This is a genomic window from Methylobacterium sp. UNC300MFChir4.1, from assembly GCF_900110155.1.
Taxonomy (GTDB): domain Bacteria; phylum Pseudomonadota; class Alphaproteobacteria; order Rhizobiales; family Beijerinckiaceae; genus Methylobacterium.
In genome coordinates, this window is record NZ_FOCS01000001.1 from 585149 (window position 1) to 608865 (window position 23717).

24 protein-coding genes, 1 tRNA gene, 1 pseudogene and 1 riboswitch are annotated in these 23717 nt (G+C 70.0%); of the genes and pseudogenes, 16 read left to right on the forward strand and 10 right to left on the reverse strand.

What is annotated here, in order from left to right; all coding sequences use genetic code 11:
- Window positions 1-8 precede the first annotated feature (8 nt).
- Window positions 9-647, forward strand: a complete 639-nt coding sequence (locus BMY19_RS02805; RefSeq protein ID WP_100250778.1) for a TetR/AcrR family transcriptional regulator — start codon at window positions 9-11, stop codon at window positions 645-647.
- 215 nt (window positions 648-862) lie between these two features.
- Here BMY19_RS02805 and BMY19_RS02810 read toward each other — a convergent pair whose 3' ends face one another.
- Both BMY19_RS02810 and BMY19_RS02815 read right to left on the reverse strand, forming a co-directional pair.
- Window positions 863-1765: an alpha/beta fold hydrolase gene (locus BMY19_RS02810; protein ID WP_244534815.1), complete on the reverse strand. Its 903-nt coding sequence runs from the start codon at window positions 1763-1765 to the stop codon at window positions 863-865.
- A gap of 23 nt (window positions 1766-1788) precedes the next feature.
- Window positions 1789-2124, reverse strand: coding sequence for a GIY-YIG nuclease family protein (locus BMY19_RS02815; protein ID WP_026604874.1), 336 nt, complete (start codon window positions 2122-2124; stop codon window positions 1789-1791).
- A 118-nt stretch (window positions 2125-2242) separates the two neighbouring features.
- Here BMY19_RS02815 and BMY19_RS02820 point away from each other — a divergent pair, with 118 nt between their 5' ends.
- The gene (locus BMY19_RS02820) at window positions 2243-2848 is read left to right on the forward strand and encodes a DUF2239 family protein (protein ID WP_100250780.1); all 606 of its coding nucleotides are present in this window, start codon (window positions 2243-2245) and stop codon (window positions 2846-2848) included.
- 154 nt (window positions 2849-3002) lie between these two features.
- Window positions 3003-4167: pseudogene (locus BMY19_RS02825) on the forward strand (IS3 family transposase).
- A gap of 183 nt (window positions 4168-4350) precedes the next feature.
- Here the strand turns inward: BMY19_RS02825 and BMY19_RS02830 are convergent.
- Window positions 4351-4425: transfer RNA gene (locus tag BMY19_RS02830), tRNA-Gly, on the reverse strand.
- Window positions 4426-4679: 254 nt separating this feature from the next.
- Between BMY19_RS02830 and BMY19_RS02835 the strand changes: the two genes are divergently transcribed.
- Window positions 4680-6449 (forward strand): N-acetylglutaminylglutamine amidotransferase, encoded by a 1770-nt coding sequence (locus BMY19_RS02835; protein WP_100250781.1) that lies wholly within the window; start codon window positions 4680-4682, stop codon window positions 6447-6449.
- A gap of 118 nt (window positions 6450-6567) precedes the next feature.
- A complete protein-coding gene (locus BMY19_RS02840; RefSeq protein ID WP_100250782.1) occupies window positions 6568-7392 on the forward strand; it encodes a class II glutamine amidotransferase in 825 nt (274 codons plus the stop codon).
- A gap of 10 nt (window positions 7393-7402) precedes the next feature.
- On the opposite strand, the gene BMY19_RS02845 is transcribed toward BMY19_RS02840, so the two are convergent.
- Window positions 7403-7741, reverse strand: coding sequence for a flagellar protein FlaG (locus BMY19_RS02845; protein ID WP_020092829.1), 339 nt, complete (start codon window positions 7739-7741; stop codon window positions 7403-7405).
- Window positions 7742-7977: 236 nt separating this feature from the next.
- Between BMY19_RS02845 and BMY19_RS02850 the strand changes: the two genes are divergently transcribed.
- Entirely contained in the window at window positions 7978-8514 is a 537-nt protein-coding gene (locus tag BMY19_RS02850; RefSeq protein ID WP_100250783.1) for a TY-Chap domain-containing protein, read from the forward strand.
- A gap of 22 nt (window positions 8515-8536) precedes the next feature.
- On the opposite strand, the gene thiC is transcribed toward BMY19_RS02850, so the two are convergent.
- A complete protein-coding gene (gene thiC / locus BMY19_RS02855; RefSeq protein ID WP_091680898.1) occupies window positions 8537-10423 on the reverse strand; it encodes a phosphomethylpyrimidine synthase ThiC in 1887 nt (628 codons plus the stop codon).
- Between the two features lie 71 nt (window positions 10424-10494).
- Window positions 10495-10600, reverse strand: a riboswitch (TPP riboswitch).
- Between the two features lie 124 nt (window positions 10601-10724).
- Here thiC and BMY19_RS02860 point away from each other — a divergent pair.
- From BMY19_RS02860 to BMY19_RS02870, 3 genes are all read left to right on the forward strand, one after another.
- Window positions 10725-11555 carry an alpha/beta hydrolase gene (locus tag BMY19_RS02860; RefSeq protein ID WP_091680858.1) on the forward strand — a complete coding sequence of 277 codons (831 nt, stop codon included), beginning with the start codon at window positions 10725-10727 and terminating at the stop codon, window positions 11553-11555.
- A 15-nt stretch (window positions 11556-11570) separates the two neighbouring features.
- Window positions 11571-11945, forward strand: a complete 375-nt coding sequence (locus BMY19_RS02865) for a restriction endonuclease (RefSeq protein ID WP_091680856.1) — start codon at window positions 11571-11573, stop codon at window positions 11943-11945.
- A 116-nt stretch (window positions 11946-12061) separates the two neighbouring features.
- Complete coding sequence (locus BMY19_RS02870; protein ID WP_091680855.1) at window positions 12062-13132, forward strand: acyltransferase family protein; 1071 nt, start codon at window positions 12062-12064, stop codon at window positions 13130-13132.
- A 6-nt stretch (window positions 13133-13138) separates the two neighbouring features.
- On the opposite strand, the gene BMY19_RS02875 is transcribed toward BMY19_RS02870, so the two are convergent.
- Both BMY19_RS02875 and BMY19_RS02880 read right to left on the reverse strand, forming a co-directional pair.
- A complete protein-coding gene (locus BMY19_RS02875; RefSeq protein ID WP_020092823.1) occupies window positions 13139-13384 on the reverse strand; it encodes a hypothetical protein in 246 nt (81 codons plus the stop codon).
- Between the two features lie 100 nt (window positions 13385-13484).
- Entirely contained in the window at window positions 13485-13988 is a 504-nt protein-coding gene (locus BMY19_RS02880; protein WP_091680853.1) for a hypothetical protein, read from the reverse strand.
- A 184-nt stretch (window positions 13989-14172) separates the two neighbouring features.
- On the opposite strand from BMY19_RS02880, the gene BMY19_RS02885 reads away from it, so the two are divergent.
- Entirely contained in the window at window positions 14173-14556 is a 384-nt protein-coding gene (locus tag BMY19_RS02885; protein ID WP_100250853.1) for an ATP-dependent helicase, read from the forward strand.
- A 37-nt stretch (window positions 14557-14593) separates the two neighbouring features.
- On the opposite strand, the gene BMY19_RS02890 is transcribed toward BMY19_RS02885, so the two are convergent.
- Both BMY19_RS02890 and BMY19_RS02895 read right to left on the reverse strand, forming a co-directional pair.
- A complete protein-coding gene (locus tag BMY19_RS02890) occupies window positions 14594-15310 on the reverse strand; it encodes a YoaK family protein (protein WP_100250784.1) in 717 nt (238 codons plus the stop codon).
- 4 nt (window positions 15311-15314) lie between these two features.
- Window positions 15315-15533: a hypothetical protein gene (locus BMY19_RS02895; RefSeq protein ID WP_020092819.1), complete on the reverse strand. Its 219-nt coding sequence runs from the start codon at window positions 15531-15533 to the stop codon at window positions 15315-15317.
- 96 nt (window positions 15534-15629) lie between these two features.
- Between BMY19_RS02895 and BMY19_RS02900 the strand changes: the two genes are divergently transcribed.
- The 3 genes from BMY19_RS02900 (at window position 15630) to BMY19_RS02910 (ending at window position 20782) form a co-directional block, all read left to right on the forward strand.
- Window positions 15630-16499: a LysR family transcriptional regulator gene (locus BMY19_RS02900; RefSeq protein ID WP_170862892.1), complete on the forward strand. Its 870-nt coding sequence runs from the start codon at window positions 15630-15632 to the stop codon at window positions 16497-16499.
- 253 nt (window positions 16500-16752) lie between these two features.
- On the forward strand, window positions 16753-18939 hold the full coding sequence (locus tag BMY19_RS02905; protein WP_100250785.1) for a transglycosylase domain-containing protein: 2187 nt from the start codon (window positions 16753-16755) through the stop codon (window positions 18937-18939).
- Window positions 18940-19231: 292 nt separating this feature from the next.
- Window positions 19232-20782, forward strand: coding sequence for a GGDEF domain-containing protein (locus BMY19_RS02910; RefSeq protein ID WP_042672294.1), 1551 nt, complete (start codon window positions 19232-19234; stop codon window positions 20780-20782).
- Window positions 20783-20795: 13 nt separating this feature from the next.
- Here the strand turns inward: BMY19_RS02910 and BMY19_RS02915 are convergent, their stop codons facing one another.
- Window positions 20796-21635, reverse strand: coding sequence for an aldo/keto reductase (locus tag BMY19_RS02915; RefSeq protein WP_056527978.1), 840 nt, complete (start codon window positions 21633-21635; stop codon window positions 20796-20798).
- Window positions 21636-21932: 297 nt separating this feature from the next.
- Here BMY19_RS02915 and BMY19_RS02920 point away from each other — a divergent pair, with 297 nt between their 5' ends.
- Genes BMY19_RS02920 through BMY19_RS02930 form a run of 3 tightly spaced genes read left to right on the forward strand, consistent with a single transcriptional unit; the run spans window position 21933 to window position 23688 of the window.
- Window positions 21933-23006 carry an adenylate/guanylate cyclase domain-containing protein gene (locus BMY19_RS02920; protein ID WP_100250786.1) on the forward strand — a complete coding sequence of 358 codons (1074 nt, stop codon included), beginning with the start codon at window positions 21933-21935 and terminating at the stop codon, window positions 23004-23006.
- Entirely contained in the window at window positions 23006-23209 is a 204-nt protein-coding gene (locus tag BMY19_RS02925; RefSeq protein ID WP_056527984.1) for a hypothetical protein, read from the forward strand. The genes BMY19_RS02920 and BMY19_RS02925 overlap by 1 nt, the downstream gene beginning before the upstream one ends.
- Entirely contained in the window at window positions 23206-23688 is a 483-nt protein-coding gene (locus BMY19_RS02930; protein ID WP_091680845.1) for a YaiI/YqxD family protein, read from the forward strand. Before BMY19_RS02925 ends, BMY19_RS02930 begins: the two co-directional genes overlap by 4 nt.
- The last annotated feature ends 29 nt before the right edge of the window (window positions 23689-23717 follow it).

Consider the following 23717-nt stretch of genomic DNA (forward strand, 5'->3'; position numbering starts at 1 on the left):
CAAGCCCCATGCTGGACAGGCGCACCCGGAAGCGGCTGGCGACGCGCCAAGCCATCTCCGATGCAGCCACGCGTCTGTTCATGGAGCACGGCTTCGACCGGGTGACGGTCGACGAGATCGCGGAGGCCGCCGATGTCGGCCGCATGACTGTATTCAATCACTTCCCTCGCAAGGAGGACATGTTCTTCGATCGTGAGGATGAGGTACGCGGAATGGTGGCCGCGGCCATCCACGGACGGGATGAGAGAGCAAGCCCGGTCACGGCACTGCGCTTGCTCGCTCATCGTTGTATCGAGGACCGGAACCCTCTCCTCCCGCTTTTCGGTGCGTCGCTGAGGTTCGTGGCGACGGCACTGGCCAGCGAGGCGCTGAAGGCGCGCGCCCGCCAGATGTGCAGCGAGTTCACGCGCGTTTTGGCAGAGATGATGGCAGAGGCGGTTGATCGACCCGCGGACGATCCCGACGCGCATCTGGTGGCGGGCTTGCTCGTGGCGACGTGGAGCGTCGCCTTCTTCGAAGGGTACAAGGTGGCTGAAACGCCCGGCGACGCCGCGGCTGCCGGTCGCGTCTTTCTTCGTTTGATCGATCGTGGTTTCCAAGCCGTCGCGGGCGCGGCAGCGGGAACTCCCTATGCCGAAGCGGGATGAGAATATTTGAAGGCGCAATGACTGGCAGCAGATATTGTGGGGGGTTGCTCAGGGCTGTGCGCGGTTACCGCGATTATATTCGCTACAACGAATCCGTTGCCCTGAAGCCGATCTGACAAATAAGTGGACGGCCTGCTATCGACCCACCATCGCCAAAGGGACGGCACAACAGCCTTCTTAAAAGCGGTCGCTTGAACCTGTGGATTCAGGCCCTTCTACAGTCCCGAAATCGAGATGCTTGAACGGCAAGCGGTTCGCTCGATTGCATCGGCAATGGTCCGGTACAAGGATGGCGGCAGATCGTGCCCCATCCCGGGGATCAACATCATCTCCGCATTCGGGATCGCGGCCGCGGTGTCCTCGCCGCAGGCAGGCGGAAACAGAGGATCCTCTGTCCCATGAACAACAAGGGTGGGCGCCGTGATCGCGGCGAGCCCTGACCGGCGGTCGCCAGCTAACCCAACCGCTGCGATCTGGCGTCCGAACCCACCCGGCGCACGGCCTCGCCGAACTTCCTCCCAGAGGAGAGCACGGTGGGCCTCTTCGTCGAATGGATGTGCCGTACCCGCAATGCGCCGCGCGAAGGCAACGCCGTGATCGAGGAAACCAGCCTCGTCCAAGGCGGGATCGGGGGCGGGGCGCATCAACATCGTCATGACGTCAGGCCCTGCCGATGGCAGGTCCGGATTTCCCGTGGTCGACATGATTGAGGCGACCGAGAGCACACGAGACGGGTGCTCGCTCGCCAGGATCTGGGCGATCATGCCGCCCATCGAGCGGCCGACAATGTGGGCTCGGCGGATGGACAGGGCATCGAGCAGACCGAGCGCGTCCGAGGCCATGTCGTCGAGCGTGTAGGCGAGTTCCAGCTGCCGTCCCTCAGTGAGCGCCGAGGCCAAGGTCGCAAAGTCCATCGCGCCATGCTCAGCGAAGTGGGTTGAGCGTCCCGTGTCCCGGTTATCGAACCGCACGACGCGGAAGCCGCGCGTCACCAACTCAAGGCAGAGGGCGTCCGTCCAGCGGATCATCTGCGTACCGAGCCCAGCGATCAGGAGGATCGTCTCAGCCGCCCCGTCGCCGAAGCTGTCGTAGGCCAGGGTGATGCCGTTGGCCGCCACATGGGCTGACCTAAGTTCCGAGCTCATATCCGGACGGCCCGGAGTTGCTCCGCCCACTGGATAAGGCGCTCCCTCATCACCCGGTCACGGACGTACGCGATCTCTTCAGCGTCCAACCGCTCGACGATCTCGAAGCTGAACGCCTCGGCTCCATGCGCATTCCACGCGGTCTGGAGCGAACGGTGCGTGTTCGTGCCCTGCCGGAGAGTGAACCAGAGGCGGTTCTGGATCTTGGACAGGTCGGGCGCGCCGCCGACCCAAACCTCACCGGAGGCCATGCAGTGGACAGCGTAGATGCCGCTGTCGACGTCTCGCTTCTTGTAGGCGCTCACGGCCGCCTTTCGGTCTTCCATTCTCATCATGTGCCCTCACAGCTTGGCGGCGACGCTATCGAAGGCACCCCGGTGACGCAATATCACCCGGGTAAAATTCACATCAAGTGGTCGATCCGGCTAAGGTGGAGAGGATGGAGGCGCCATGCCTGAAGACCCAATCAGGACGTTCACCGCGTTCGCGGGTGTGCAGCGGCTCGCCAGCGGTCGCTTGATCGACGTGGCTCTCGCCGTGAAAGCGCGGGCGGCGGAAGAAGGCGATCCGATCCTGACCTTCGACGACAGGTCGGGCTCCGTCATCGACCTCGATCTGCGTGGAACAGAGGCGGACATCACCGCACGGTTCGCCGAACTCGCGAATGCGGGAGACGCTACGAGCACCGTTGAGATCCGAACGGATCCTGATGGTGCGCCAAGAAGCCGAGGTCGCCCGAAACTCGGGGTCATCGCCCGCGAGGTGACGCTGCTTCCCCGTCAGTGGGAGTGGCTTGCATCCCAGCCAGGAGGTGCATCGCAAGCGTTGCGGCGCCTCGTTGATGAAGCGCGGCGGGCAGATGGTAGGCAGACCCTGATGAAGGCCGCGAGAGAGGCCGCCTGCCGCTTCCTTTCGGCGTTGGCTGGCGATCTGCCCGGGTTTGAGGAGGTGATCCGGGCGCTTTTCGCCGGGGATGCCAACGGCTTTGCCGAGCGCATGACGGCATGGCCACCGGACATCCGAGACCATGCGCTGAAGCTCGCAGCCCTCACCTAAGCCAGCGAACGACGGCCGATGGCTCAGGTCCGCCCCGTGCAGCGGCAGCTTTTCCAGATCCGCGTCAGAAAGCTGACATTCCGGAAGCTGACCTGACCGGCTGGCTTTGGACCGGGCTGATTGAGAGGATCAGTTGGGCCCGAAGGCGTTGGACATGGGGCGAGGTCAGAAGACGAGTGCGGAGCAGGTGGTGCTGAAGCTGCGCCAGATCGAGGTGCAGACGACCCAAGGCAAAAGCTTGGCGCTGGCGCGCAAGGAGGCGGAGATCTCCGAGCAGAGCTATCACCGCTAGCGCAAGGAGTACGGCGGTCTCCGATTCGATCAGGCCAGGAAGATGAAGAGCCTGGAGCGCGAGAACGCGCGGCTGTGGCGGCTGGTAGCCGATCTATCCTTGGGGAATCAGGTGCTGGCGGACGTCGCCTCGGGAAACTTGTAGCCCCCGAGCGACGCCGGCAGGCGGTGGACGGGATCCGGGAGAAGTACGGTCTCTTCCGAACGTCACGCCTGCCGGATCGTCGGTCAGCACCGCGGCACGCAACGCTACGTGCCGACCTTGTTGGCGGACGAGGATGAGCTGACCCGCGCCATCATCGCCCTGGCGTCCGAGTACAGGCGCTATGGCTATCGCCGCGTCACCGCGCTGCTGCAGGCGGCAGGGTGGCAGGTGGGCAAGGACCGCGTTCATCCTTCGAGAACCTCAGGATGAGGGCATCTGGCGTCGCGAGGGGCTGAAGGTCCCGCAGAAGCATCGGCCGCGCAGCCGGCTTTGGCTGAACGACGGCTCGGGCAAACGGCTGCGCCCGCTCCGCCGCAACCACGTCTGGAGCTTCGACTTCGTGCAGGCCCAGACGCACGACGGCCGAACCTTGCGCATCCTGACGCTGATCGACGAGCACAGCCGGGTGTGCCTCGCGCTGAAGGTGGCGCGGCGGATCAACAGCCTCGGTGTGATCGAGGCACTGGCCGACGCCATGTGCCTGCACGGCATCCCGGAGCACATCCGCTGCGACAATGGCCCTGAGATGATCTCGAAGGCGCTGGGCCAGTGGGTCGCCAAAGCTGGCTCGCAGATCCAGTACATCGCACCGGGATCGCCGTGGGAGAACGGGTACTGTGAGAGCTTCAACGGTAGGCTGCGCGACGAGTGCCTACGCCAAGAGATCTTCAACTCGCTGAAGGAGGCGCAGATCGTGATTGGTCTGTGGCAATCCACCTACAACCGCGTCCGACCGCACTCGTCGCTTGGCTATCGGCCACCTGCGCCTGTCAGCTTCCCAGATCTGGCCTTCCGGCTACCCATGGCCGCTACCATGCAGTAGCCTCCCACTCGGCCCGGGCCAAAATACCGGCCAGGTCAGGTGAGGGTCGTCGTCCCGGCAGCGTGGCAGTTCGCGGGCGCTCGGACAACGCGGAAGCGAGCGTTGATTCGGCTGACGGTGGTACGCTGGTGGTACGCTCGCCTGTCAGCGTACCACGGTCCCCTACTAAGTGCTTATGAGGATTGGAGCGGGCGATCGGGATCGAACCGACGACATTCAGCTTGGGAAGCTGACGTTCTACCACTGAACTACGCCCGCCGACATGGTCGGCACGGATAAGGTCTGTCGCGGAGCGCGAACTCCGAACGGCGCCGTGCGCTCATGTACGGCCATGGTCTAGCAGTTCGACGGCGATGGCGTCAAACGGGTCCGGCATCTCCCGGTCGTGATCCCCGGGCGACCCCGCGTGAGCCCGGCGCGGCGTCCCGGCCGGGTCGGCGGAACGCCGCGGCGCGCGAGCCGTTTCGCTCGAAGAAGCGCGCGTGGCGCCGGACCGAGACCCTGCTGACACCATGTGCGGAATCTGCGGCGAGATCTGCTTCGACCGGCCGGCGGACCCCGCCGCCGTCGACGCGATGATGGGATCTCTGCGGCCGCGCGGGCCCGACGCAGCGGGGCTCTTCGGTTCCGGCCGGGTCGTTTTCGGCCATCGCAGGCTCAAGATCATCGACCTGTCCGAGGCCGGGCAGCAGCCCATGATCGATCCCGCCCTCGGGCTCGCGATCGTGTTCAACGGCTGCATCTACAATTTCCGCGCGCTGCGCGCCGAACTCGAGGCGAAGGGCTACGCGTTCTTCTCGACGAGCGACACTGAAGTGGTGCTCAAGGCCTTCCACGCCTGGGGAACTGCCTGCGTCGAGCGCTTCGCCGGCATGTTCGCCTTCGCGATCCTGGAGCGGGATTCCGGGCGAGTCGTGCTGGCGCGCGACCGGCTCGGCGTGAAGCCGCTCTATTACAGCGAGACGAAGGGCCGCTTCCGCTTCGCCTCGTCGCTCCCGGCCCTGCTCGCCGCCGGAGACGTCGATACCGCGGTCGATCCGGTCGCGCTCCACCACTACATGAGCTGGCACGCGGGCGTCCCGGCCCCGCTCACCATCCTCAAGGGCGTGCGCAAGCTGCCACCGGCGACGATCCTGACGATCGAGCGGGACGGGACGCGGCACGCGTCGACCTACTGGACCCTGGCGATCGGCCCCCGCGCGGCCGACCGTGGCCGGACCGAGGCGGACTGGCGCGAGGCCGTCCTCGACGCCCTCGGCACCGCGGTCGAGCGCCGGCAGGTCGCCGACGTCCCGACGGGGGTTCTCCTCTCGGGCGGCCTGGACAGCTCGCTGCTGGTGGCCCTGCTGGCGCGCGGTGGCCAGCGCGGCCTCAAGACCTTCTCGGTGGGCTTCGACGCGGTGAACGGCGTCGAAGGCGACGAGTTCAAGTACTCGGACATCATCGCCGAGACCTTCGCCACCGACCACACGAAGCTCGCGGTCGACGGCACCCGGACGCTGGAGGCGCTGCCCGCGGCCATCGCGGCGATGTCGGAGCCGCAGATGAGCCACGACGCGGTGGCCTTCCTCCTGCTCTCGCAGGAGGTCGCCAGGCACGTGACGGTGATTCAGAGCGGGCAGGGCGCCGACGAAGTGTTCGGCGGCTATCACTGGTATCCGAAGCTGATGGGCTCGACGGACCCGGTCGCCGACTACGCGAAAGCGTATTTCGACCGCGACCATGCCGAGATGCGGGAGGCCCTGACGCCCGACATGATCGGCGGCGATCACAGCACCGACTACATCGCGACCTTCTTCGCGAACTCGCGGAGCGACAGCGCCATCGACAAGACTCTGCAACTCGACCAGGAGGTCATGATGGTCGACGATCCGGTCAAGCGGGTCGACAACATGACGATGGCCTGCGGCCTCGAGGCGCGGGTGCCGTTCCTCGACCATGACCTCGTCGAGCTGGCGGCCCGCATCCCGGCGGAGCTCAAGGTCCGGGACGGCGGCAAGTACATCCTCAAGGAAGCCGCGCGGGCTGTCGTCCCCGCCGAGGTGATCGACCGCAAGAAGGGGTACTTCCCCGTTCCCGCGCTGAAGCACATCCGCGGCCCGTTCCTCGACTACGTTCGCGACGTGCTGGACCGTCCCGAGGCGCGCGCGCGCGGCATCTTCAACCGCGCCTACGTCGATCACCTGCTCGCCGATCCCGACGGCACGCTGACGCCCAAGGGCAACTCGAAGCTCTGGCAGATTGCGCTCCTGGAGAGCTGGCTTCAGACGCACGGCGTCTGAAACGGGCCGCGGCACGCCTTTCGCGACGGATCGTGATCGACCGCGCGCTCAAGGTGCCGCGCTTTGTCCACGATCGTCTTGGATCAGCCGGTCGACAGACACCCGGAGAAGCCCGTCGATGTGCCGCTGGATCGCCTATGCGGGACGCACCATCCCGCTGGAGCACTACGTCACCGAGCCGTCCCACAGCCTCGTCTCGCAGAGCATCGCGGCGCTCGAATCGACCGCGGCGACCAACGGCGACGGGTTCGGGCTCGGCTGGTACGGCGATCACCCGGAGCCCGGCCGGTACCGCGAGGTCCAGCCCGCCTGGTCGGACGACAACCTGCGCTACCTGTGCCGGCACCTGCACTCGCACCTGTTCTTCGCGCACGTGCGCGCCGCGACCGGGACGCCGATCACCCGGCCGAACTGCCATCCCTTCGCCTGCGGTCCGTGGCTGTTCATGCACAACGGCTATATCGGCGACTGGAGCCGCCTGCGGCGCCCGGTCGAGGCGCTGATCCCGGACGAGCTGTACCCGTCGCGCGCGGGGACCACCGATTCCGAAGCGATCTTCCTCGGGCTGCTGGGCTGCGGCCTGATGGGACAGGGGCCGCGCCGCGATCCTGTCGAGGCGACGGCGCGCGCGCTCGCGCGCCTCACGGATCTCGCCGGGCCGCATCCGTTCCGGTTCACCGCGGCGCTGGCCGACGGGCGCGATCTCTACGCGTTCCGCTACGCCGCGAACGACAAGGCGAACTCGCTCTACTACCGCGCTTCGGAGGGCGGCGTGGTCGTCGCCTCGGAGCCGCTCGACCGGGATCACGGCACTTGGACGACGGTCGCCGAGAACAGCGTGCTCGTCGCGCGGCGGGACGCGCCGGTGGAGATCCTGCCGCTGGCGCAGTTCGGCCTGGCCGCGCCGCCGGTCGATGACTCGGTCCGCCGGCTGCGCGCCTGAGCGACTCCGCTCAGGCGACGCGGGAGAGGCTGCCGCTCTGCGAACCCTGCGTGCTGCGGGCGGAATCGTAGGCGCGATTGCGCAGGGCGGTCTCGCTCGGGAGCTGGTCGATCACGTTGCCGGACGACGGATCGACCACCTGGAACACGATCGAGCTGGTGTCCGGATCCTGGATGTACCGCGCCTTGCCGCCGTTCGTGCCGATGTCGAGCTTCACCGCGGGCTCGAGCGGCTTGGCGGAGGTCTCGGGCTCGGGCGCCTGCTGGGTCACGGCGGCGGCGGCCGTCGCTCCGAGCGCGTCGAGGCCTTGCGGCCCCGGCGTCGTGGATGTCAGCGTTCGGATCTCCATCGCCGGTCTCCTGCGATCCTGTGATCGAAGGATTGAGGCGCGGTCCTGCCTAATCGTTCCTTAATGGCGACCGCCGGTCCACCGGATGATGCGGCGGGATCGGAGATGCGATGAACATCGCGTTACCGGGGCGACACAAATCCGTGCTGAATTTTCTCCTGGGTCGACTCGGCGCCCAGCCGGTTCGTCTTCCCGCAACGGGACTGCGGCCCGCCCCGCGCAGCGTGGAGCACGCGATGTACAGGATCTCGGCGATGCTCGTCTTGGCGACCAGTCCCGCGCTCGCCGCGCCGGCCGCGGCTGGCGATCCGGGTACGCGCGCGCCGTTCATCCGCGAGCACCGCTGCGCCGTCGTGGAGCGTCTCGACGCCATCCACAGGCGCGGGCCGGTCGACGTCTCGCGCGACCGCTTCATCGTCGTCGCGCCGCACGGACAGGCACAGCGCTACGTCCAGTGCATCTTCCAGGATCGGGATACGCGGATGTTCTGCGAGGCCGCGTCGGGCGCCTACGGGCCACCCGGCCGAAGGCGCCTGCGGCTGGATGCGACGGCACGGCAGGCTCTGGCGGCGCTCGGATACGTCCAGGCGGACCCGGCGGAGAACTTCGCGCGCCAAGTGGAGCTGGGATCGCCGCCCGACACGGGCATCGCCGCGGATCTGATGCTCGCGGCGCTGCACGATGCCTACGGCGCCCGCCCGGGCGACATTCTCGATATCGAGGCCCCGCACGGCGGAACGCCGGGGCGGGGCTGCGGCGCGCCCGAATCCTGAGCGGACCGGGCGTGCCGCCATCTCACTCGGCGGCGTCGACGTAGAGCTTGCCGCCCTCGGCCAGGAATTCCTGCGACTTCGCCCGCATGCCGGCCTCGGCCTCGGCCTTCGACATCGCGGGCGCCGCGCCCACGACCTCGCCGGCCTCCTCCATCGCCAGCACCTCGGCGCGCAGGTCCTGCGTGATCTTCATCGAGCAGAATTTCGGCCCGCACATCGAGCAGAAATGCGCGACCTTGTGGGCGTCCTTCGGCAGGGTCTCGTCGTGGAAGCGCCGGGCGGTATCCGGATCGAGGCCCAGGTTGAACTGGTCCTCCCAGCGGAAGTCGAACCGGGCGCGGCTGAGCGCGTCGTCCCGGAGCTGCGCGGCGGGATGCCCCTTGGCGAGGTCTGCGGCGTGGGCGGCGATCTTGTAGGTGATGACGCCGGTCTTCACGTCGTCCCGGTCCGGCAGGCCGAGATGCTCCTTCGGGGTGACGTAGCAGAGCATCGCGGTGCCGAACCAGCCGATCATGGCGGCGCCGATGCCCGAGGTGATGTGATCGTAGCCGGGGGCGATGTCGGTGGTCAGCGGGCCGAGGGTGTAGAACGGCGCCTCGCCGCACTCCTTCAGCTGCTTCTCCATGTTGACCTTGATCTTGTGCATCGGCACATGGCCGGGGCCCTCGATCATCACCTGGCAGCCCTTGTCCCAGGCGACCTTGGTCAGCTCGCCCAGCGTCTCCAGCTCGCCGAACTGCGCGGCGTCGTTGGCGTCGGCGATCGAGCCCGGGCGCAGGCCGTCGCCCAGCGAGAACGACACGTCGTAGGCCCGCATGATGTCGCAGATCTCGTCGAACCGCTCGTAGAGGAACGATTCCCGGTGCCCGGCGAGGCACCAGCGGGCCATGATCGAGCCGCCGCGCGAGACGATGCCGGTGACGCGCCGCGCGGTCAGCGGCACGTGGGCGAGGCGCACGCCGGCATGGATGGTGAAGTAGTCGATGCCCTGCTCGGCCTGCTCGATCAGCGTGTCCTTGAAGACCTCCCAGTCGAGCTTGAGCGGGTCGCCGCCGACCTTCTCCAGCGCCTGGTAGATCGGCACCGTGCCGATCGGGACCGGGCTGTTGCGGATGATCCACGAGCGGATGTTGTGGATGTTGCGGCCGGTGGACAGGTCCATGACCGTGTCGGCGCCCCAGCGGATCGACCAGACGAGCTTCTCGACCTCGTCGGCGGCCGAGGAGGTCACGGCGGAGTTGCCGATGTTGGCGTTGATCTTGACCAGGAAGTTCCGGCCGATCGCCATCGGCTCCAACTCGGTGTGGTTGATGTTGGCCGGGATGATCGCCCGGCCGCGGGCGATCTCGTCGCGCACGAATTCCGGGGTGATGAAGGGCGGGACCGAGGCCCCGAAGCTCTGGCCGTCCGCGAGCGCGGCCTCGGCGCCCGCGAGCATGGCCTCGCGGCAGACGTTCTCGCGATGGGCGACGTAGATCATCTCCTCGGTGATGATCCCCGCGCGGGCGAACTCGTACTGGGTCACCATCTGGCCCGGGGCCGCCTTGCGGATGGTCCGCTCGGCGGGGCAGGGGGCCACGAGCTTGTCGCCCGCGAATCCGTTATCCTCGGGCTTCACCGCGCGCGGCGCGACGGCCGCGTAACCGCGGGCCGCGACCCAGGGCTCGCGCACGCCGGGAAGGCCGGCGTTGAGGTCGATACGGGCATCGGTCTCGGTATAGGGGCCCGACGGGTCGTAGACCCGCACCGGCTCCTCCTTCGGATCGGAGAGGACGATCTCGCGATAGGGAACGCGGATGTCCGGCCGCCCGGCCGGGTTCGCGTACGCCTTGCGCGATCCGGTGACCGGACCCGTGGTCACGGTCTCGGGGCTGCCTTTCACGTCCTTCGGGAGAACGGGTGCGTTCATCGTGGGCCTCTCCTCGTGCTGGAGCGGTCCGGTCCACGCGATGGCCGAGATGAGATGAGGTCGCGCGAGATGCGACCGCAGGTTCCCGTCCCTCCGCCGGTATGAGCCGGATCAGGTTCAAGGGTCAGGGCAGCGTGCCCAATCTCAGCCCTCTTCAGGGCCCCCCTCGGAACGGTTCCAGACTCGGGCCCACGGACGGCTTTGTCAATGCTGACCGGCCGCCCTAGAAAACACATCCCCGAAACCGTTCGTCCGAACGCACGCGTTCTCCCGCACCCAATCACACCGCGATCGCACCGCAATGCGCCTCATCGCCGGCCTCCTGCTCGCCGCGCTCCTCGTCTGCGGGCTGGCCTGCGCCGCGCTCGCGCTCGGGCAGCGCCGGTTCCTCTATCCGGGCGCCTTCGGGCCGCAGAACCCGTGGACGATCCCGCCGGGCCTCGCGACGATCACGGTCGCGACCCCCGACGGCGAGACCCTGCACGGCCTGTGGCGGCCTCCGCGGCCGGGCTGCGGCGTCGTCGTGAGCTTCCACGGCAACGGCTCCCGCCCCGAGCCGCACGCGGCCCGCTTCGCCGCGGAGCCCTGGCGGGCGCGCGGCTGGGGCGTGCTCACTGTGGCCTATCGCGGCTATCCCGGCTCCACCGGCAGCCCCAGCGAGGACGGGCTGATCCGCGACGGGCTGGCGGCCGTCGAGGCCGCGCGGGCGCGGGCGCCCGACGCGCCGATCCTCCTCCACGGACACTCCCTCGGGGCCGCCGTGGCCGTGGCCGTCGCCGAACGGGTGCCGACGATCGGCCTGTACCTGGAGGCGCCGTTCGATTCGATGACCCACACCGTGCGGCTGCATGTCCCGCTAGCCCCGATCTGGCTCCTGCGCGACACGTACCGCTCGGACCTGCGCATCCGCGACGGGTCGGCGCCCGTGCTGATCGTGCAGGGCCGCGACGACACGGTGGTGCCGGCCAAGCTGGCGCGGAACCTCGCCCAGGCGGCCGGCCCGCGGGCGCGGATCGACGTGATCCCGGGGGACCACGTCTCTATCCTGGGGAGCCGGGATCGCGAGGCCGAGGCGCTGTTCGGACAGGGCGTCGGTCCGGCCTGCCCGCAGCCGGTGGACCAGCAGGGGTAGGAGAGGGAGGCTCGCGTGGTCGGACGGCGCTCGCAGCGCTGGAGCGCCGAGGATCCGGACGCGCCGGGCGTCCCGGGCCCGCCGGACCCGGTCTGCCCCCTCTGCGAGCGCCCGATCCCTCGCTGCGCCCGCTCCAGCCTCCATCACCTCACGCCGAAGCTGAAGGGCGGGACCCATCGCGGCACGGTCCGGCTGCACCAGATCTGCCACTCGGCGATCCACGCCCGCTACAGCGAGGCGGAGATCGCCAAGCGCCTCGCCGACGTCGAGGCGCTGCGCGCCGATCCGGAGATCGCGCGCTTCCTCGTCTGGGTCCGCGGCAAGCCCGACGATTTCCACGCCGCCACGCGCATGACCCGCGAGCGGAAGTCGGCGCGCCGCAAGATCTGACACCTGCCCGGCCGGCGTTTACCGGGCGTTCGTCACATCCGCAGGTGGCCGCCGCCCCGTTCCTTGCCGTCAACCCGAACCGGTCCAGGATCGCCCCGATCGCGAGGGTTCGGACGATGGCCGGGGTCGGGGATACGGGGGATCGACTCGCCTGGGTCGATATCGCCAAGGGGATCTGCATCCTCTTGGTCGTCATGATGCATTCGGTCATCGGCACCGGCGAGGCCATGGGCGGCGAGGGCTTCCTCCACCCGGTCGTCGCCTTCGCGAAGCCGTTCCGCATCCCGGACTTCTTCCTGCTCTCCGGACTGTTCGTCGGGCGGGTGATCGACCGCGACTGGCGCCTGTTCTTCGACCGCCGGGTCGTCCACTTCGCCTATTTCTACCTGCTCTGGCTGGTGATCCAGTCGGCCGCCAAGTACGGCAAGATCGTCGGCGATGCCGGTCCTGCGGCCTTCGCGGCGCATCTCGCCCACGCGCTGATCGAGCCCTATTCCAGCCTCTGGTTCATCTACCTGCTGGCGGTGTTCTCGGTGGTCACCAAGGCCCTGCGCCGCGTGCCCGGCGGCGTGCTCCTCGCCGGCGCCGCCCTGCTGCAGATCGCCGACATCCGCAGCGACTCGACCCTGATCGAGGAGTTCTGCGCCCGCTACGTCTACTTCGTCGCGGGCTACCTGTTCGCCGGGCGGATCTTCGCGCTCGCCGACGCGGCGCGCCGCCGCGTCCCGCTCGCCCTCTGCGGCCTCGGCGCCTGGGCGGTCCTGGAAGGCTGGCTCGCGCTGACCCCGTCGGGCCTGCCGGATCATCCGACCCTCGCCAGCCTGCCGCTGGTGAGCCTCGCCCTCGGCGCGGCCGGAGCCCTCGCGATCGTGGTGGCGGCGGCTCTCATCGGCCGCGCCGGCGGTCCGGTCGCCGAGGCGGTCCGGACCTGCGGCCAGCGCTCGATCGTGATCTACCTCGCCTTCTCGCTGCCGATGGCGGCGACACGGGAGATCCTCGTGCGCACCGGCGCGATCACCGATATCGGCCTCGCGAGCCTGACCGTCATGGCGATGGCGGTAATCCTGCCGCTCATGCTGGAGCGGCTGGTCCGCGGGACGGCGCTCGACCTGCTGTTCGTCCGGCCGCGCCGGTTCCGGCTGGCCGGGTCCGGGCCTAAGCAGAGCCCGGCCCTGCAGGCGACCTGAGGGACCTCAGCCGTCGAAGGCGATACCGATCCGCCGGCTGCGCCGCCACGCCACGGTGGCCGGGCGCGGTTCGGTGCCCGTGCTGACACGAAGCGCGAAGCGGTCCGGCACGGCCTGATCGTCCTCGACCTCGATCTGCGCGCCGACGTCGGTGGCGTCCCAGACCAGGCAGCTCACCTCGCCGCCGTCGAGCAGCACGGCGCCGAACGTGAAGGCGTTCTTCCGGAAGGTGCCGCGGCGATTCTCCGTCATCAGCTCCTCCGTCCCGTCTCGTGGCTCCGCGGAGCCGGACGATGCCGGATCGCGGTTAACAGGGCAAATACGTTCCCGTGCCTGCCCTGCTCGACCGAGATCAGTACTCGTCGGGATCACCCCGGTAGCGGCGTGGCCCTGGCCCGTAATCGTCGTCGTAGGAGCGGCGCGGCGGCGGGCGGTCGTAGTCGCGGCGGTCGCGGTAGGCGTCGCGCCGGTCGTCGTAGCCGTCATTCCGGTAGCCGCCCCCGCCGCCGTAGGCACCCCCGCCGCCACCGCCGTAGCCTCCGCCGCCGTAGCCCCCACCGCCGCCCGCGTTGATCCGCGGGGCGTACCAGCAGCTCTTCGCCTGGCCCGGCGCCGGATCGCCGAAGGTCTGGGTGTTGCAGGGCACGACGCCGCCCTGCGGGAACGGCCGGCCGTTCGTCCGGCCGGGCACGCCATAATAGACGTTGGTGGGATAGGGCATCCGGCAGACGCCGCCCTCCTGCGCGCAGCCGACCAGGTTCACCGTGTCGAGCTGGTAGGCCTGGGCCGGGGCGGGTGCCAGCGCGCCACCTCCCAGCGTGATGGCCCCGAAGGCCAGAGCGATCCGAATCTGCACGTCCCCGATTCCCCCGTGGTTTGCGGTGCGGGTGCCGAATAATCCGGTCGGCGGCTTCCGGCCAGCGGCCGCGCTCGCTATGGCGTCGCACGTGGATGCGCGCGGGCCGGTCCGCGGCCGGCGCGACGGTGATCGGGCGGAACGCCCCGTCGTCGGACGGGAGACGGCGCCCCGGGAGGCCTTGATGAGGGATGCGTCCGCGCAGGAGCTTCTGCTGCTCAGCGCGCTCCAGGAATGCCGGATCCAGCTCGACGCGGCGCGCAAGGACGAGGCGGCCCGCGCCGCCGTCCGGGAGGAGCTCGATGCCGCGCTCCGGCGCGAGGCCGCTCTCGCGGCGGCGATCGTGGAGGAGCGCGAGCGGACCGAGGCCGTCCGCCTCGTGCTTCAGGCGCTGCTGATGAGCGTCCGCCGGTTCGGTCTGCGCCGGCGCCTGTTCGGGGCGCGCATCGCCCGGCTCGGCCGCGAGACGCCGGATTCCGGTCCGCAGGCGGCCCGCCATCCCGTGCTGCTCGCCGAGGCGCGACGGGTGCTGGGTAAGCCATCGCCCGAACTGCCTGCCGAGCGGTGACGGCGGTCGCCGCCCGAGCGCAGCGCGGCGCGGCTCTTCACGGCCTGGCGCCGGCGTCTCCGGGCGCCGCGGCCAGGACGATCAGGGCCGTCAGAACGCCTAGCGGCAGGACGATGCTGCCGAAGGCGAGATGGGCGATCCCGAAGGCGCCGAACAGCGCGCCCGCGGCGAAGGCCGCGATCGCCGGGAGCACGCGCAGGAACCTCTCCCGGGTCTGATCGCGCTGTGCGCCGCATCCCAGGACGAGGTCGGTCGCGTCGATGACGGCCTGGCTGACGCTCACCGTCATGACCGTCGTGGGGGCGAGATGGCCGAGAGACAGGCGGCCGATGGCGTTCTGTAACCCCATGGCCGCGACCGCGAGCATGCCGACGGCGATGGAGGCGGCACTGTCCGCTCCGCCGAGGGGCGACCACACGGTGCCACACAACCCGAATCCCGCGAGCAGGGTCACCTCGACGGCGAGGAGCCAGGGCAGGGGGTCGAAAGCCTGCCGCTCCAGCGCCAGGGCCAGGATTCGAGCCCCCGCCACCGCTCCGACGAAGACGGGCAGCGCCAGGAGCTTGGCAACCACGCCGCTGGAGCTCGCGACCAGCTCGGCGCCGATCAGGACGAAGTTGCCGGTGACGTGAGCGGTGAAGAGGCCGGTCAGGGCGATGAAGGCCGCCGCGTCGACGAAGCCGGCGACGAACGCCAGGGCGGCGCCGGCGAAGGGACCGCTCCCCGGTCTCCGAGCTCGCGCGGGACGGGTCATCGTCTCAGTCGGCGAAGGGCGTCGCCGTCAGGCCGACCGGCATCCGCGGATTGGCGAAGTAGTCGGGCCAGCGATCGCAGAGATACAGGATCGCGACCAGCACCGTGGCGATCGCCAGCAGGGAGGCGAGCACCTCGGTGACCTGCGTCGCCCATTTCCCGAGCGTCGGGATCGCCATGAGGCCGCCGACGAACAGCGTGGTCACGATAACGGGTGCGGACATCGGGCAAGGCTTCGCGGCGCGGCTCTGGGACGGGGCTGTCCCGAACCCTAACGCTGCGCGGCGCCCGCAGGTTACCGATATCGGTTATCGTGACTCATGATAGGCAACCCGAACATCGAGCTGCTGCGCTCGTTCCTGGCCGTCGTCGAGAGCCGCAGCTTCACCGCCGCGGCGCAGGCACTCGGTCTGCGGCAATCCACGGTGAGCGGGCACATCGCCCGGCTCGAGCAGGCGCTCGGTCGCGCGCTCCTAACGCGGGACACGCACCGGGTCGCACCCACGCCGGACGGTCAGGCCATGATCGGCTTCGCCCGTGACGTGGTGGACGCGCAGGACCGGCTGTGCGCCTTCTTCTCGCCGGAAGGCCTGCGCGGCCGCATCCGGCTCGGCGTCTCCGAGGATTACACCCTGTCGACCCTCGCACAGGTTCTGGCCCGCTTCGCCGATCGGCACGACGCGGTCGATCTGCAGATCACGGTCGGGCTGAGCCGCGCCCTCTACCAGGGCTACGATGCGGGCGAGCTCGACGTGATCTTCTGCAAGCGGCGGCGCGGTGACCCGCGCGGGACCTTGGCATGGGCCGAGGATCTGATCTGGACGGGCCGGCCCGGCCTCGTGCCGGATCGGGCCAAGCCCTTGCCCCTAGTGCTCTACCCGCCACCGTCGATGACCCGCACCCTGGCGCTCGACGCCCTCGAGGCGGTGGGCCGGTCCTGGCGGGTGGCCTGCACCAGCGGAAGCCTGATGGGGCTGCGGGCCGCCGTCGAGGCGGGCCTGGGCATCGCGCCGCACTCGGCCAAGATCCTGCCGCCGGGCCTCGCCGCGATCTCCGAGGCGGCCGGCCTGCCGCCGCTCGGCGCGGTCGAGTTCGTCGTGCTCGGCCCGGGTCGTCACCACGCGGCGGCGACCGCGCTGCAGGAGACGATCCTGGCGAGCACGGGCGAGCTTCAGGGCGCCGCGCGCTAGGGCGGCGTCCTCCCGGCACGCGGTGGCCGGTCTCGATCCCGAACGTCCGGCGCGGTCTTTAACGGATTGGCCAGCCTTTTTCCGCACCGTACCGCGAAGCGGTCACAAACGGTTTTGACAAGGATCGCCGGCGGTGCCGGCCCCGGTGTCGTTGCCGGACGGGGCGCGAAACCGCCGCATTTGGCGTGCGGAAACCGTCCTGCAGCGTGCCTGACGGTCGCGCGTCGCGGCGGAACATTCGAGAACGGGATGCATGGCCAAGGGTCGGGGCAGGATTGAGCCGAACTTCGACGTGCCCGAAGGGCGCGCGCGGGATCGCGGCGAACTCGACCTGCGCCTGACCCGTGAGGACCGCCCGGGGGCAGGAGACGGCGTGGCGAAGCGATCGGGCGGCGGAGCGCGGCAGCCGAGCAAGGCGCCGGCGCGGGCAACGGGGCGGGCGAAGGCCTCGGGTCGCGGCCGACGCCGGCGTTCCTGGCTCGGCCGCATCGTCTACGGCTGCGTCGTCCTCGGCCTCTGGGGGGTGATCGGGCTCGCGGGGCTCATCGCTTACCACGCCTCGCAGCTGCCGCCGATCGACCAGCTCGCGGTGCCGAAGCGTCCGCCCAACATCGCGATCCTGGCGAGCGACGGCTCCCTGCTCGCCAACCGTGGCGAGACCGGCGGCCGCGTCGTGTCGATCAAGGAGCTGCCGCCCTACCTGCCGCGCGCCTTCGTGGCGATCGAGGATCGGCGCTTCTACCAGCATTTCGGCGTCGACCCGGTCGGCATCATGCGGGCCATCGGCCAGAACCTGACCCGGCGCGGTGTGGCGCAGGGCGGCTCGACCCTCACCCAGCAGCTCGCCAAGAACCTGTTCCTGACCCCGGAGCGCTCGGCCTCGCGCAAGATCCAGGAGGCGATCCTCGCGCTCTGGCTCGAGCACAAGTACACGAAGGACGAGATCCTCGAACTCTACCTGAACCGCGTCTATTTCGGCGCCGGCGCCTACGGTGTCGAGGCGGCGGCGCAGCGCTATTTCGGCAAGCCCGCCAAGGAGGTGAGCCTCACGCAGGCCGCGATGCTCGGCGGCCTCGTGCAGGCGCCCTCGCGCCTTGCCCCGAACCGCAACCTCCCGGCCGCCCAGGCCCGCGCCGCGCAGGTGCTCGCCGCCATGCAGGAGCTGGGCTTCGCGTCGGGGCAGGACGTCAAGGTGGCACTCGCCCAGCCGGCGAGGCCCGCCAACGCCCGCGGCGGCGGGTCGGCCAACTACGTCGCCGACCTCGTGATGGACGTGCTCGACGATTACGTCGGCAAGTTCGACACCGACATCACAGTCCAGACCACGGTCGATCCGAGCCTCCAGGCGGCCGCCGAGAAGGCGCTCACCGACGAGCTCAACGCCAAGGGCACGCGCTACAACGTCAGCCAGGGGGCGCTGGTCTCGATGCGGCCGGACGGCGCCATCCGCGCCCTGATCGGCGGCCGCGACTACGCGCAGAGCCAGTTCAACCGGGCCACGACCGCCAAGCGTCAGCCCGGCTCCTCGTTCAAGCCCTTCGTTTACCTCGCGGCCGTGGAGCACGGCGCCACGCCCGACACGGTCCGGGAGGACGCGCCGATCCGGATCGGCAACTGGGCGCCGGAGAACTACTCCCACCGCTACGAGGGTCCCGTCACCCTGCGGACAGCGCTCGCCCAGTCGCTCAACACCGTCGCGGTGCGCCTCGGCCAGGAGGTCGGGCCGAAGACCGTGGTCCAGACCGCCCAGCGGCTCGGCATCACCTCGCCGCTCCAGGCCAACGGCTCTATCGCCCTCGGCACGTCCGAGGTCACGCTCCTAGAGATGGTCGGCGCCTACGGGGCCTTCGCCAACGGCGGCATCGGCGTGATCCCCTACGTGGTCACCGCCGTGAAGAGCCAGGACGGGAAGGTCCTCTACAAGCGCTCCGACAACGGTCTGGGCCGGGTCATCGACGCCAACGCCGACGGCATGATGAACGCCATGATGCACGAGACCTTCGTCAGCGGCACTGGCAAGAAGGCCGACATCCCCGGCTGGGACCTCGCGGGCAAGAGCGGCACCACCCAGGATTACCGCGACGCGTGGTTCATGGGCTTCTCGGGCAGCCTCGTGACCGGCGTCTGGCTCGGCAACGACGACGGCGAGCTCACCAAGAAGGTCACCGGCGGCAACCTGCCGGCGGAGATCTGGAAGACCTATATGACCCAGGCCCTGAAGGGGCAGACGCCGGTCCCGCTCCCGGGCCTCAACCGCTGGCGCCGCCAGCCGGAGACGACCGCCTCGGTGGCGAGCGCCGCTCCGGCGGGCCCGGGCGGGCTCCTGGGCCAGATCCTCGGCGAGCCGGAGGCCCCGGCGCCGCGCCAGGCCGCGCCGTCGCGGCGCGCGCCGAAGGACGACCGCAACTTCATCGAGAAGCTGTTCGGCATCGGTGACTGACGCTCCGCGGTCTCCGCATTCGTCGGGACCAGGCGGCGGCGCGCGTCGCGGGCGAGAGGCGGCCCGCGGCGCGCGCCGTCGCGCATCCGCGCGACTACGCCTGGGCTCCGGCTCAAGGCGACCGCGTCGAGGCGGGACTGACAGCCGCGGCGGCCTGTATTTGTATTAGCGGCGATTCAGCGCTTCTTAGTGCCGCCAATAACCGCTTTTTCAATCTTCGTGGACGTAAGATCGGGAGAACAGTAAGCCCGTCAACCGCAATGGCGCGGTTCGTGGCAGCCCGATCGAGCCCATGCTCCTGCGCGCGACCGCTACAGCGATCAGAGCTCACCTGGACGATCGCGCCTCGCGCCTGATCGCGGCGGCCGGCACATGCCTGCTGCTCTGCCTCGCGCTGCTCGGCGTCTATCTCTGCCTGGATCTGCGGGACGTCGCTTGGCACAACGCCCGCCGCAACGCCGGGAATCTCCTGGCGGTGATCGAGGAGGGCGTCGGCCACAGCCTGCGGGTCTACGACCTCTCGCTGCGGAACTCCGCACGGCTCGCGAGCCGCGCCGACATCGCGGCCCTGGACCCGGATATTCGGCGCCTGGCGCTGTTCGACACGGCTGTGGCGGGCTCCGGCCTCGGTCCGATCGCCGTCACGGACGCGGCCGGCGACGTCCGGCTGACGAGCGATCCCGGCGTGCGGACCCGGCCCAACATGCGCACGCTGCCGGAATTCGAGTTCCATCGGTCGAATCCCGAAGGCGGCCTGATCCTGTCCGGGCCGACCGTATCTCTCATGACCGGTGAGCCCATCATCCGCATGACCCGGCGGATCCGGACGCCCGACGGCTCATTCGCCGGGATCGTGTCGGGATCGATCAGGCTCGCGCATTTTCAGGCGCTGTTCGAGCGCCTGCACTTCGACGACGGCATCGCTCTGAACGTCTTCCACCGGGACGGGACGCTGCTGATCCGGGCGCCGGCACGGCCGGAGGCGCTCGGCCAGAACATCAGCGCGAGCCCCGGCTACAAGATGTACCGGGCCAAGCCGCGCGGCGAGTTCCAGGGACGCTCGTTCCTCGACGGCGTCGAGCGGGTCTACAGCTTCGCCGACCTCGACGACCTGCCGCTGATCGTGACCGTGGCGACGGACGTCGACAGCATCCGCAGCGTTTGGATCTACAAGGCGGCGATCGTCGCCGTCCTGATCCTGTGCCTCTGCCTCCTCGCCTTCGGCCTGACGATCCTGCTGCACCGGGAGGTCGGGCGCCACGTGGCCGCGGAAGCCTCCAGCCGCGAGGCCAACGCCGCGCTCGCCGTGCTCGCGCGGACCGACGGCCTGACGGGCCTGCCGAACCGGCGCAGCTACGACGAGCACTTCGCCGTGGAGTGGAAGCGGGCCGCACAGCTGCGGACGCCCCTGGCGCTGTTGATCGTCGATGCCGACCACTTCAAGCAGTTCAACGACCGCTTCGGTCACCAGCGCGGCGACGAGGCGCTGAAGGCGGTAGCGGAGTGCCTGCAACGCACCCTCGATACCGCCGGCCTGAGCTTCCGGATCGGCGGCGAGGAGTTCGTCGCCCTGTTGCCGGGCGTCGACGCGACGGCCGCCAGCGTCGCGGCGGAGCGCGTCCGCCGGGCCGTGGTGAACCTCCGCATCCCCCACGCCCCGGAGGTCGGGGGCATCGCGACGGTGAGCATCGGCGTCGCCTGTGCCGACCCGGCCGGCGGCGATCCGCCCGAAGGGCTGTTCACGGCGGCCGACGCGGCCCTCTACGCGGCCAAGAAGGCCGGGCGCAACCGCGTCCGCGCCGCCGCGCCGGCGGATCCCGTGGCCCTGGCGCTGCGGGCCTGAGCGGCCCCGCGGCTCACAGCATCGGCAGCATCCGGGGCCGCGGTCCGCGGGGGAAATGCGCGTCGATCAGGGCGATCTCGGCCGCACCGAGGTGCAGGTCCGCCGCGCCGGCATTCTCGACGGCCCGGTCCGGGCGACCGGTCTTGGGGATCGTGAACGTGCCCGGCAGCCGGGTCAGGTAGGCAAGGGCCACCGCGTAGGGCGTCGTGCCGTGGTTCTGCGCGATGCCCGCCAGGACGCGGCCGCCCGCGCTGGCCGGATCGGGGAAGTCGCCGCTGCCGAAGGGCGAGTAGCCCACCATGGCGACGCCGTGCTTCTCGCACCAGGGCAGCACGGCGTGCTCGATGGCCCGCTCGTTCAGGTGGTAGAGGACCTGATTGCAGGCGATCCGGTCCGGCCCCGCGATGGCCCGGACGCGATCGAGGTCCTCGACGTCGAAGTTGCTGACGCCCCAGGACAGGATCTTGCCGGCCCGGCGCAGATCCTCGAAGCCCGCGATCGTCTCCTCGAGCGGGTGCTGGCCCGGCCAGTGCAGCAGGTAGCAGTCCAGCCGGTCCGTCCGCAGACGCTGGAGCGACGCCTCGCACGCTCGCGCGACGCCCCGGCGCGTCGCGTTGCCCGGCACCACCTTGGAGACGAGGAACACCTCCTCGCGGCAATCCGCGACGGCGGCGGCGACGATCGCCTCCGCGTCCCCGTACATCTCCGCGGTGTCGATATGGGTCATGCCGGCGTCGATCCCGGCCCGCAGCGCTCGGACCGCGTCCGTCCGGTCCGAACTGTCGATGTGCCACGTGCCCTGGCCGATCACCGGCACAGAGACGCGCGTCGCGCCGAAGCTCCTGGCGTACATGGCAGCGCTCCCTCTTCGCTGTCACAGGGGGTTGCTGGCGGCGGTCCGGTCGAGTCCCGGGCCGCCGGCGTATCACGGCTCGGCCGCGCAACAACCCGGCACGCCTTACTCGCGCCATCTTGGGGCGTTGAGCAATGGCATGCGGCCTCCCGCGGCGCTAAACTTTAGGCCCATGCCCGAAGTCCGGCGGCGCGGGCTCGCCGAGTCTGCGCCGCCCCGCGCAGTGCCGCCGCGCAGGGCCACGCGACGCCCGGACCCGCGCACGGTCCGTCGGCTGGCCATGCTGGAGATGCCTCGATGCTGCCGGCCCACCGGATATTCTGGGGTCTGATCCTGCTGGCGGCGGCCGGCGCGGGGTTGCTCTACAACATCATCTTCGCGGCTGGCGCCTCGCCCCTCGCCGGCTTCACGTACGGCCTCTGCATGGGCGCCACGGTGCTGGCCTTCGACCGCGGGCTGATCCTGGCCAGCCTGCAGGCGAAGATCCGGCGGCTGCCGGCCTGGCTCTACGTGCTGGCCGCGGAACTCGCCTATGTCCTGATGATCATGGCGGGCAACGCCCTGGGCGGCCTGCTCGTCTGGGCGTTCGCCCTGACACCGGACGACCTCACGACCGCGACCCGCATGACCGCGCGGGTGCTCGCCTACGCCCTCGCCGTGTCGGGCCTGCTGGTCTTCGTCATACGGATGCGCGACCTGATCGGCGGCGAGGTGTTCGTGAACTTCATGATCGGCCGCTACCACAAGCCGGTGGCGGAGGAGCGGGTCTTCCTGTTCCTCGACGTGGTCGGCTCCACGGCCTTCGCGGAGACCCACGGCGACCTGCGCGCCCAGGAATATCTCAGCGCCGTGTTCGCCACGCTCGCCGAGCCGGTGCGGCGCAACGGCGGCTCGGTGGACGACTATATCGGCGATCTCGCCATGGTGACGTGGCCGATGGCCCGCGGCCTGAAGGACGCGCGCTGCGTCACCTGCGTGTTCGAGGTGCTTGACCGGATCGAGGCCGACGCCGCGGCCTGGACCGCCCGGTTCGGGACGGTCCCGCGGCTCCGGGCGGCGCTGCACGGCGGCTCGGTGGTCACGGCCGAAGTCGGGGTCGACCGCCACAAGATCGCGTATTTCGGCGACGCCGTGAACGTGACGTCGCGGATCGAGGCCCTGTGCCGCCCGCTGGGCGTCGGCATCCTGATCTCGCAGGATCTGCTCAACCGCCTCCCGCGCCTTCCGGCCGGCGTCCGGGCACGGTCCCTCGGCGCCCACGCGCTCCGCGGCCGCGGCGCGCCGCTGTCGGTGGCGACGCTCGAGCGCGGACCCGCCGAGACCGCGCCCGTGGCGGATCTGGCGCCGCGCCGCGCCGCGGTCGCCCGCTGATGGCCGGGGCGAGCACCGCGCGGGCGAACACCCTGATCGCCGTGAAGATGGCGCTGCGCTTCGGGCTGCCGCTGATCGGGCTCGCGGTCTTCGGCCGCGCCGTCGTTCTGTCGGTGGGCGGCGATATCGAGCACGGCCAGTTCGCCCTGGGCGTGCTCCTGATCCTGGCGGGTTTCACCTCGAAGCTGGTGCCCCGGCCATGAGCGACGCGCCGGCGCGCCCGCCGATCTACCTCGACGCCGATGCCTGCCCGGTCAAAGACGAGACCTACCGGGTCGCCGAGCGCTACGGCCTGACCGTCCACGTCGTCGCCAACAGCGTGCTGAACCTGCCGCGCGAGCCCTGGATCGAGCGCGTGGTCGTCGGCTCGGAACTCGACGCCGCCGACGACTGGATCGCCGCGCGGGCCGGACCCGGGAGCATCGTCCTCACCGCCGACGTTCCGCTGGCCGCGCGCTGCGTGAAGGCCGGCGCCACGGTCCTGGCGTTCACTGGGAAGCCGTTCAGCGAGGCCGGGATCGGTCTCGCCCTCGCGACGCGCGACTTGATGCAATCGTTGCGCGAGGCCGGGACCATCACGGGCGGGCCGAAACCGTTCTCGCGCGCCGACCGGTCGGCCTTCCTGTCCGCCCTCGACCGGGCGGTGAACCGGATCCTGCGCGAGCGGCCGAAGCCGGTCTGAGCACCGGTCCCAGGCGCGACGGCGTTCCC

Coding starts and splice junctions, on each gene's coding strand:
- BMY19_RS02845 (WP_020092829.1), bottom strand. CDS start 7,741: ATGGAGATCCGAACGCTGACATCCACGACGCCGGGGCCGCAAGGCCTC.
- BMY19_RS02840 (WP_100250782.1), top strand. CDS start 6,568: ATGTGCCGCTGGATCGCCTATGCGGGACGCACCATCCCGCTGGAGCAC.
- BMY19_RS02815 (WP_026604874.1), bottom strand. CDS start 2,124: ATGAGAATGGAAGACCGAAAGGCGGCCGTGAGCGCCTACAAGAAGCGA.
- BMY19_RS02820 (WP_100250780.1), top strand. CDS start 2,243: ATGCCTGAAGACCCAATCAGGACGTTCACCGCGTTCGCGGGTGTGCAG.
- BMY19_RS02860 (WP_091680858.1), top strand. CDS start 10,725: ATGCGCCTCATCGCCGGCCTCCTGCTCGCCGCGCTCCTCGTCTGCGGG.
- BMY19_RS02900 (WP_170862892.1), top strand. CDS start 15,630: ATGATAGGCAACCCGAACATCGAGCTGCTGCGCTCGTTCCTGGCCGTC.
- BMY19_RS02890 (WP_100250784.1), bottom strand. CDS start 15,310: ATGACCCGTCCCGCGCGAGCTCGGAGACCGGGGAGCGGTCCCTTCGCC.
- BMY19_RS02930 (WP_091680845.1), top strand. CDS start 23,206: ATGAGCGACGCGCCGGCGCGCCCGCCGATCTACCTCGACGCCGATGCC.
- BMY19_RS02870 (WP_091680855.1), top strand. CDS start 12,062: ATGGCCGGGGTCGGGGATACGGGGGATCGACTCGCCTGGGTCGATATC.
- BMY19_RS02895 (WP_020092819.1), bottom strand. CDS start 15,533: ATGTCCGCACCCGTTATCGTGACCACGCTGTTCGTCGGCGGCCTCATG.
- BMY19_RS02850 (WP_100250783.1), top strand. CDS start 7,978: ATGTACAGGATCTCGGCGATGCTCGTCTTGGCGACCAGTCCCGCGCTC.
- BMY19_RS02910 (WP_042672294.1), top strand. CDS start 19,232: ATGCTCCTGCGCGCGACCGCTACAGCGATCAGAGCTCACCTGGACGAT.
- thiC (WP_091680898.1), bottom strand. CDS start 10,423: ATGAACGCACCCGTTCTCCCGAAGGACGTGAAAGGCAGCCCCGAGACC.
- BMY19_RS02920 (WP_100250786.1), top strand. CDS start 21,933: ATGCTGCCGGCCCACCGGATATTCTGGGGTCTGATCCTGCTGGCGGCG.
- BMY19_RS02805 (WP_100250778.1), top strand. CDS start 9: ATGCTGGACAGGCGCACCCGGAAGCGGCTGGCGACGCGCCAAGCCATC.
- BMY19_RS02905 (WP_100250785.1), top strand. CDS start 16,753: ATGGCCAAGGGTCGGGGCAGGATTGAGCCGAACTTCGACGTGCCCGAA.
- BMY19_RS02925 (WP_056527984.1), top strand. CDS start 23,006: ATGGCCGGGGCGAGCACCGCGCGGGCGAACACCCTGATCGCCGTGAAG.
- BMY19_RS02875 (WP_020092823.1), bottom strand. CDS start 13,384: ATGACGGAGAATCGCCGCGGCACCTTCCGGAAGAACGCCTTCACGTTC.
- BMY19_RS02885 (WP_100250853.1), top strand. CDS start 14,173: ATGAGGGATGCGTCCGCGCAGGAGCTTCTGCTGCTCAGCGCGCTCCAG.
- BMY19_RS02915 (WP_056527978.1), bottom strand. CDS start 21,635: ATGTACGCCAGGAGCTTCGGCGCGACGCGCGTCTCTGTGCCGGTGATC.
- BMY19_RS02835 (WP_100250781.1), top strand. CDS start 4,680: ATGTGCGGAATCTGCGGCGAGATCTGCTTCGACCGGCCGGCGGACCCC.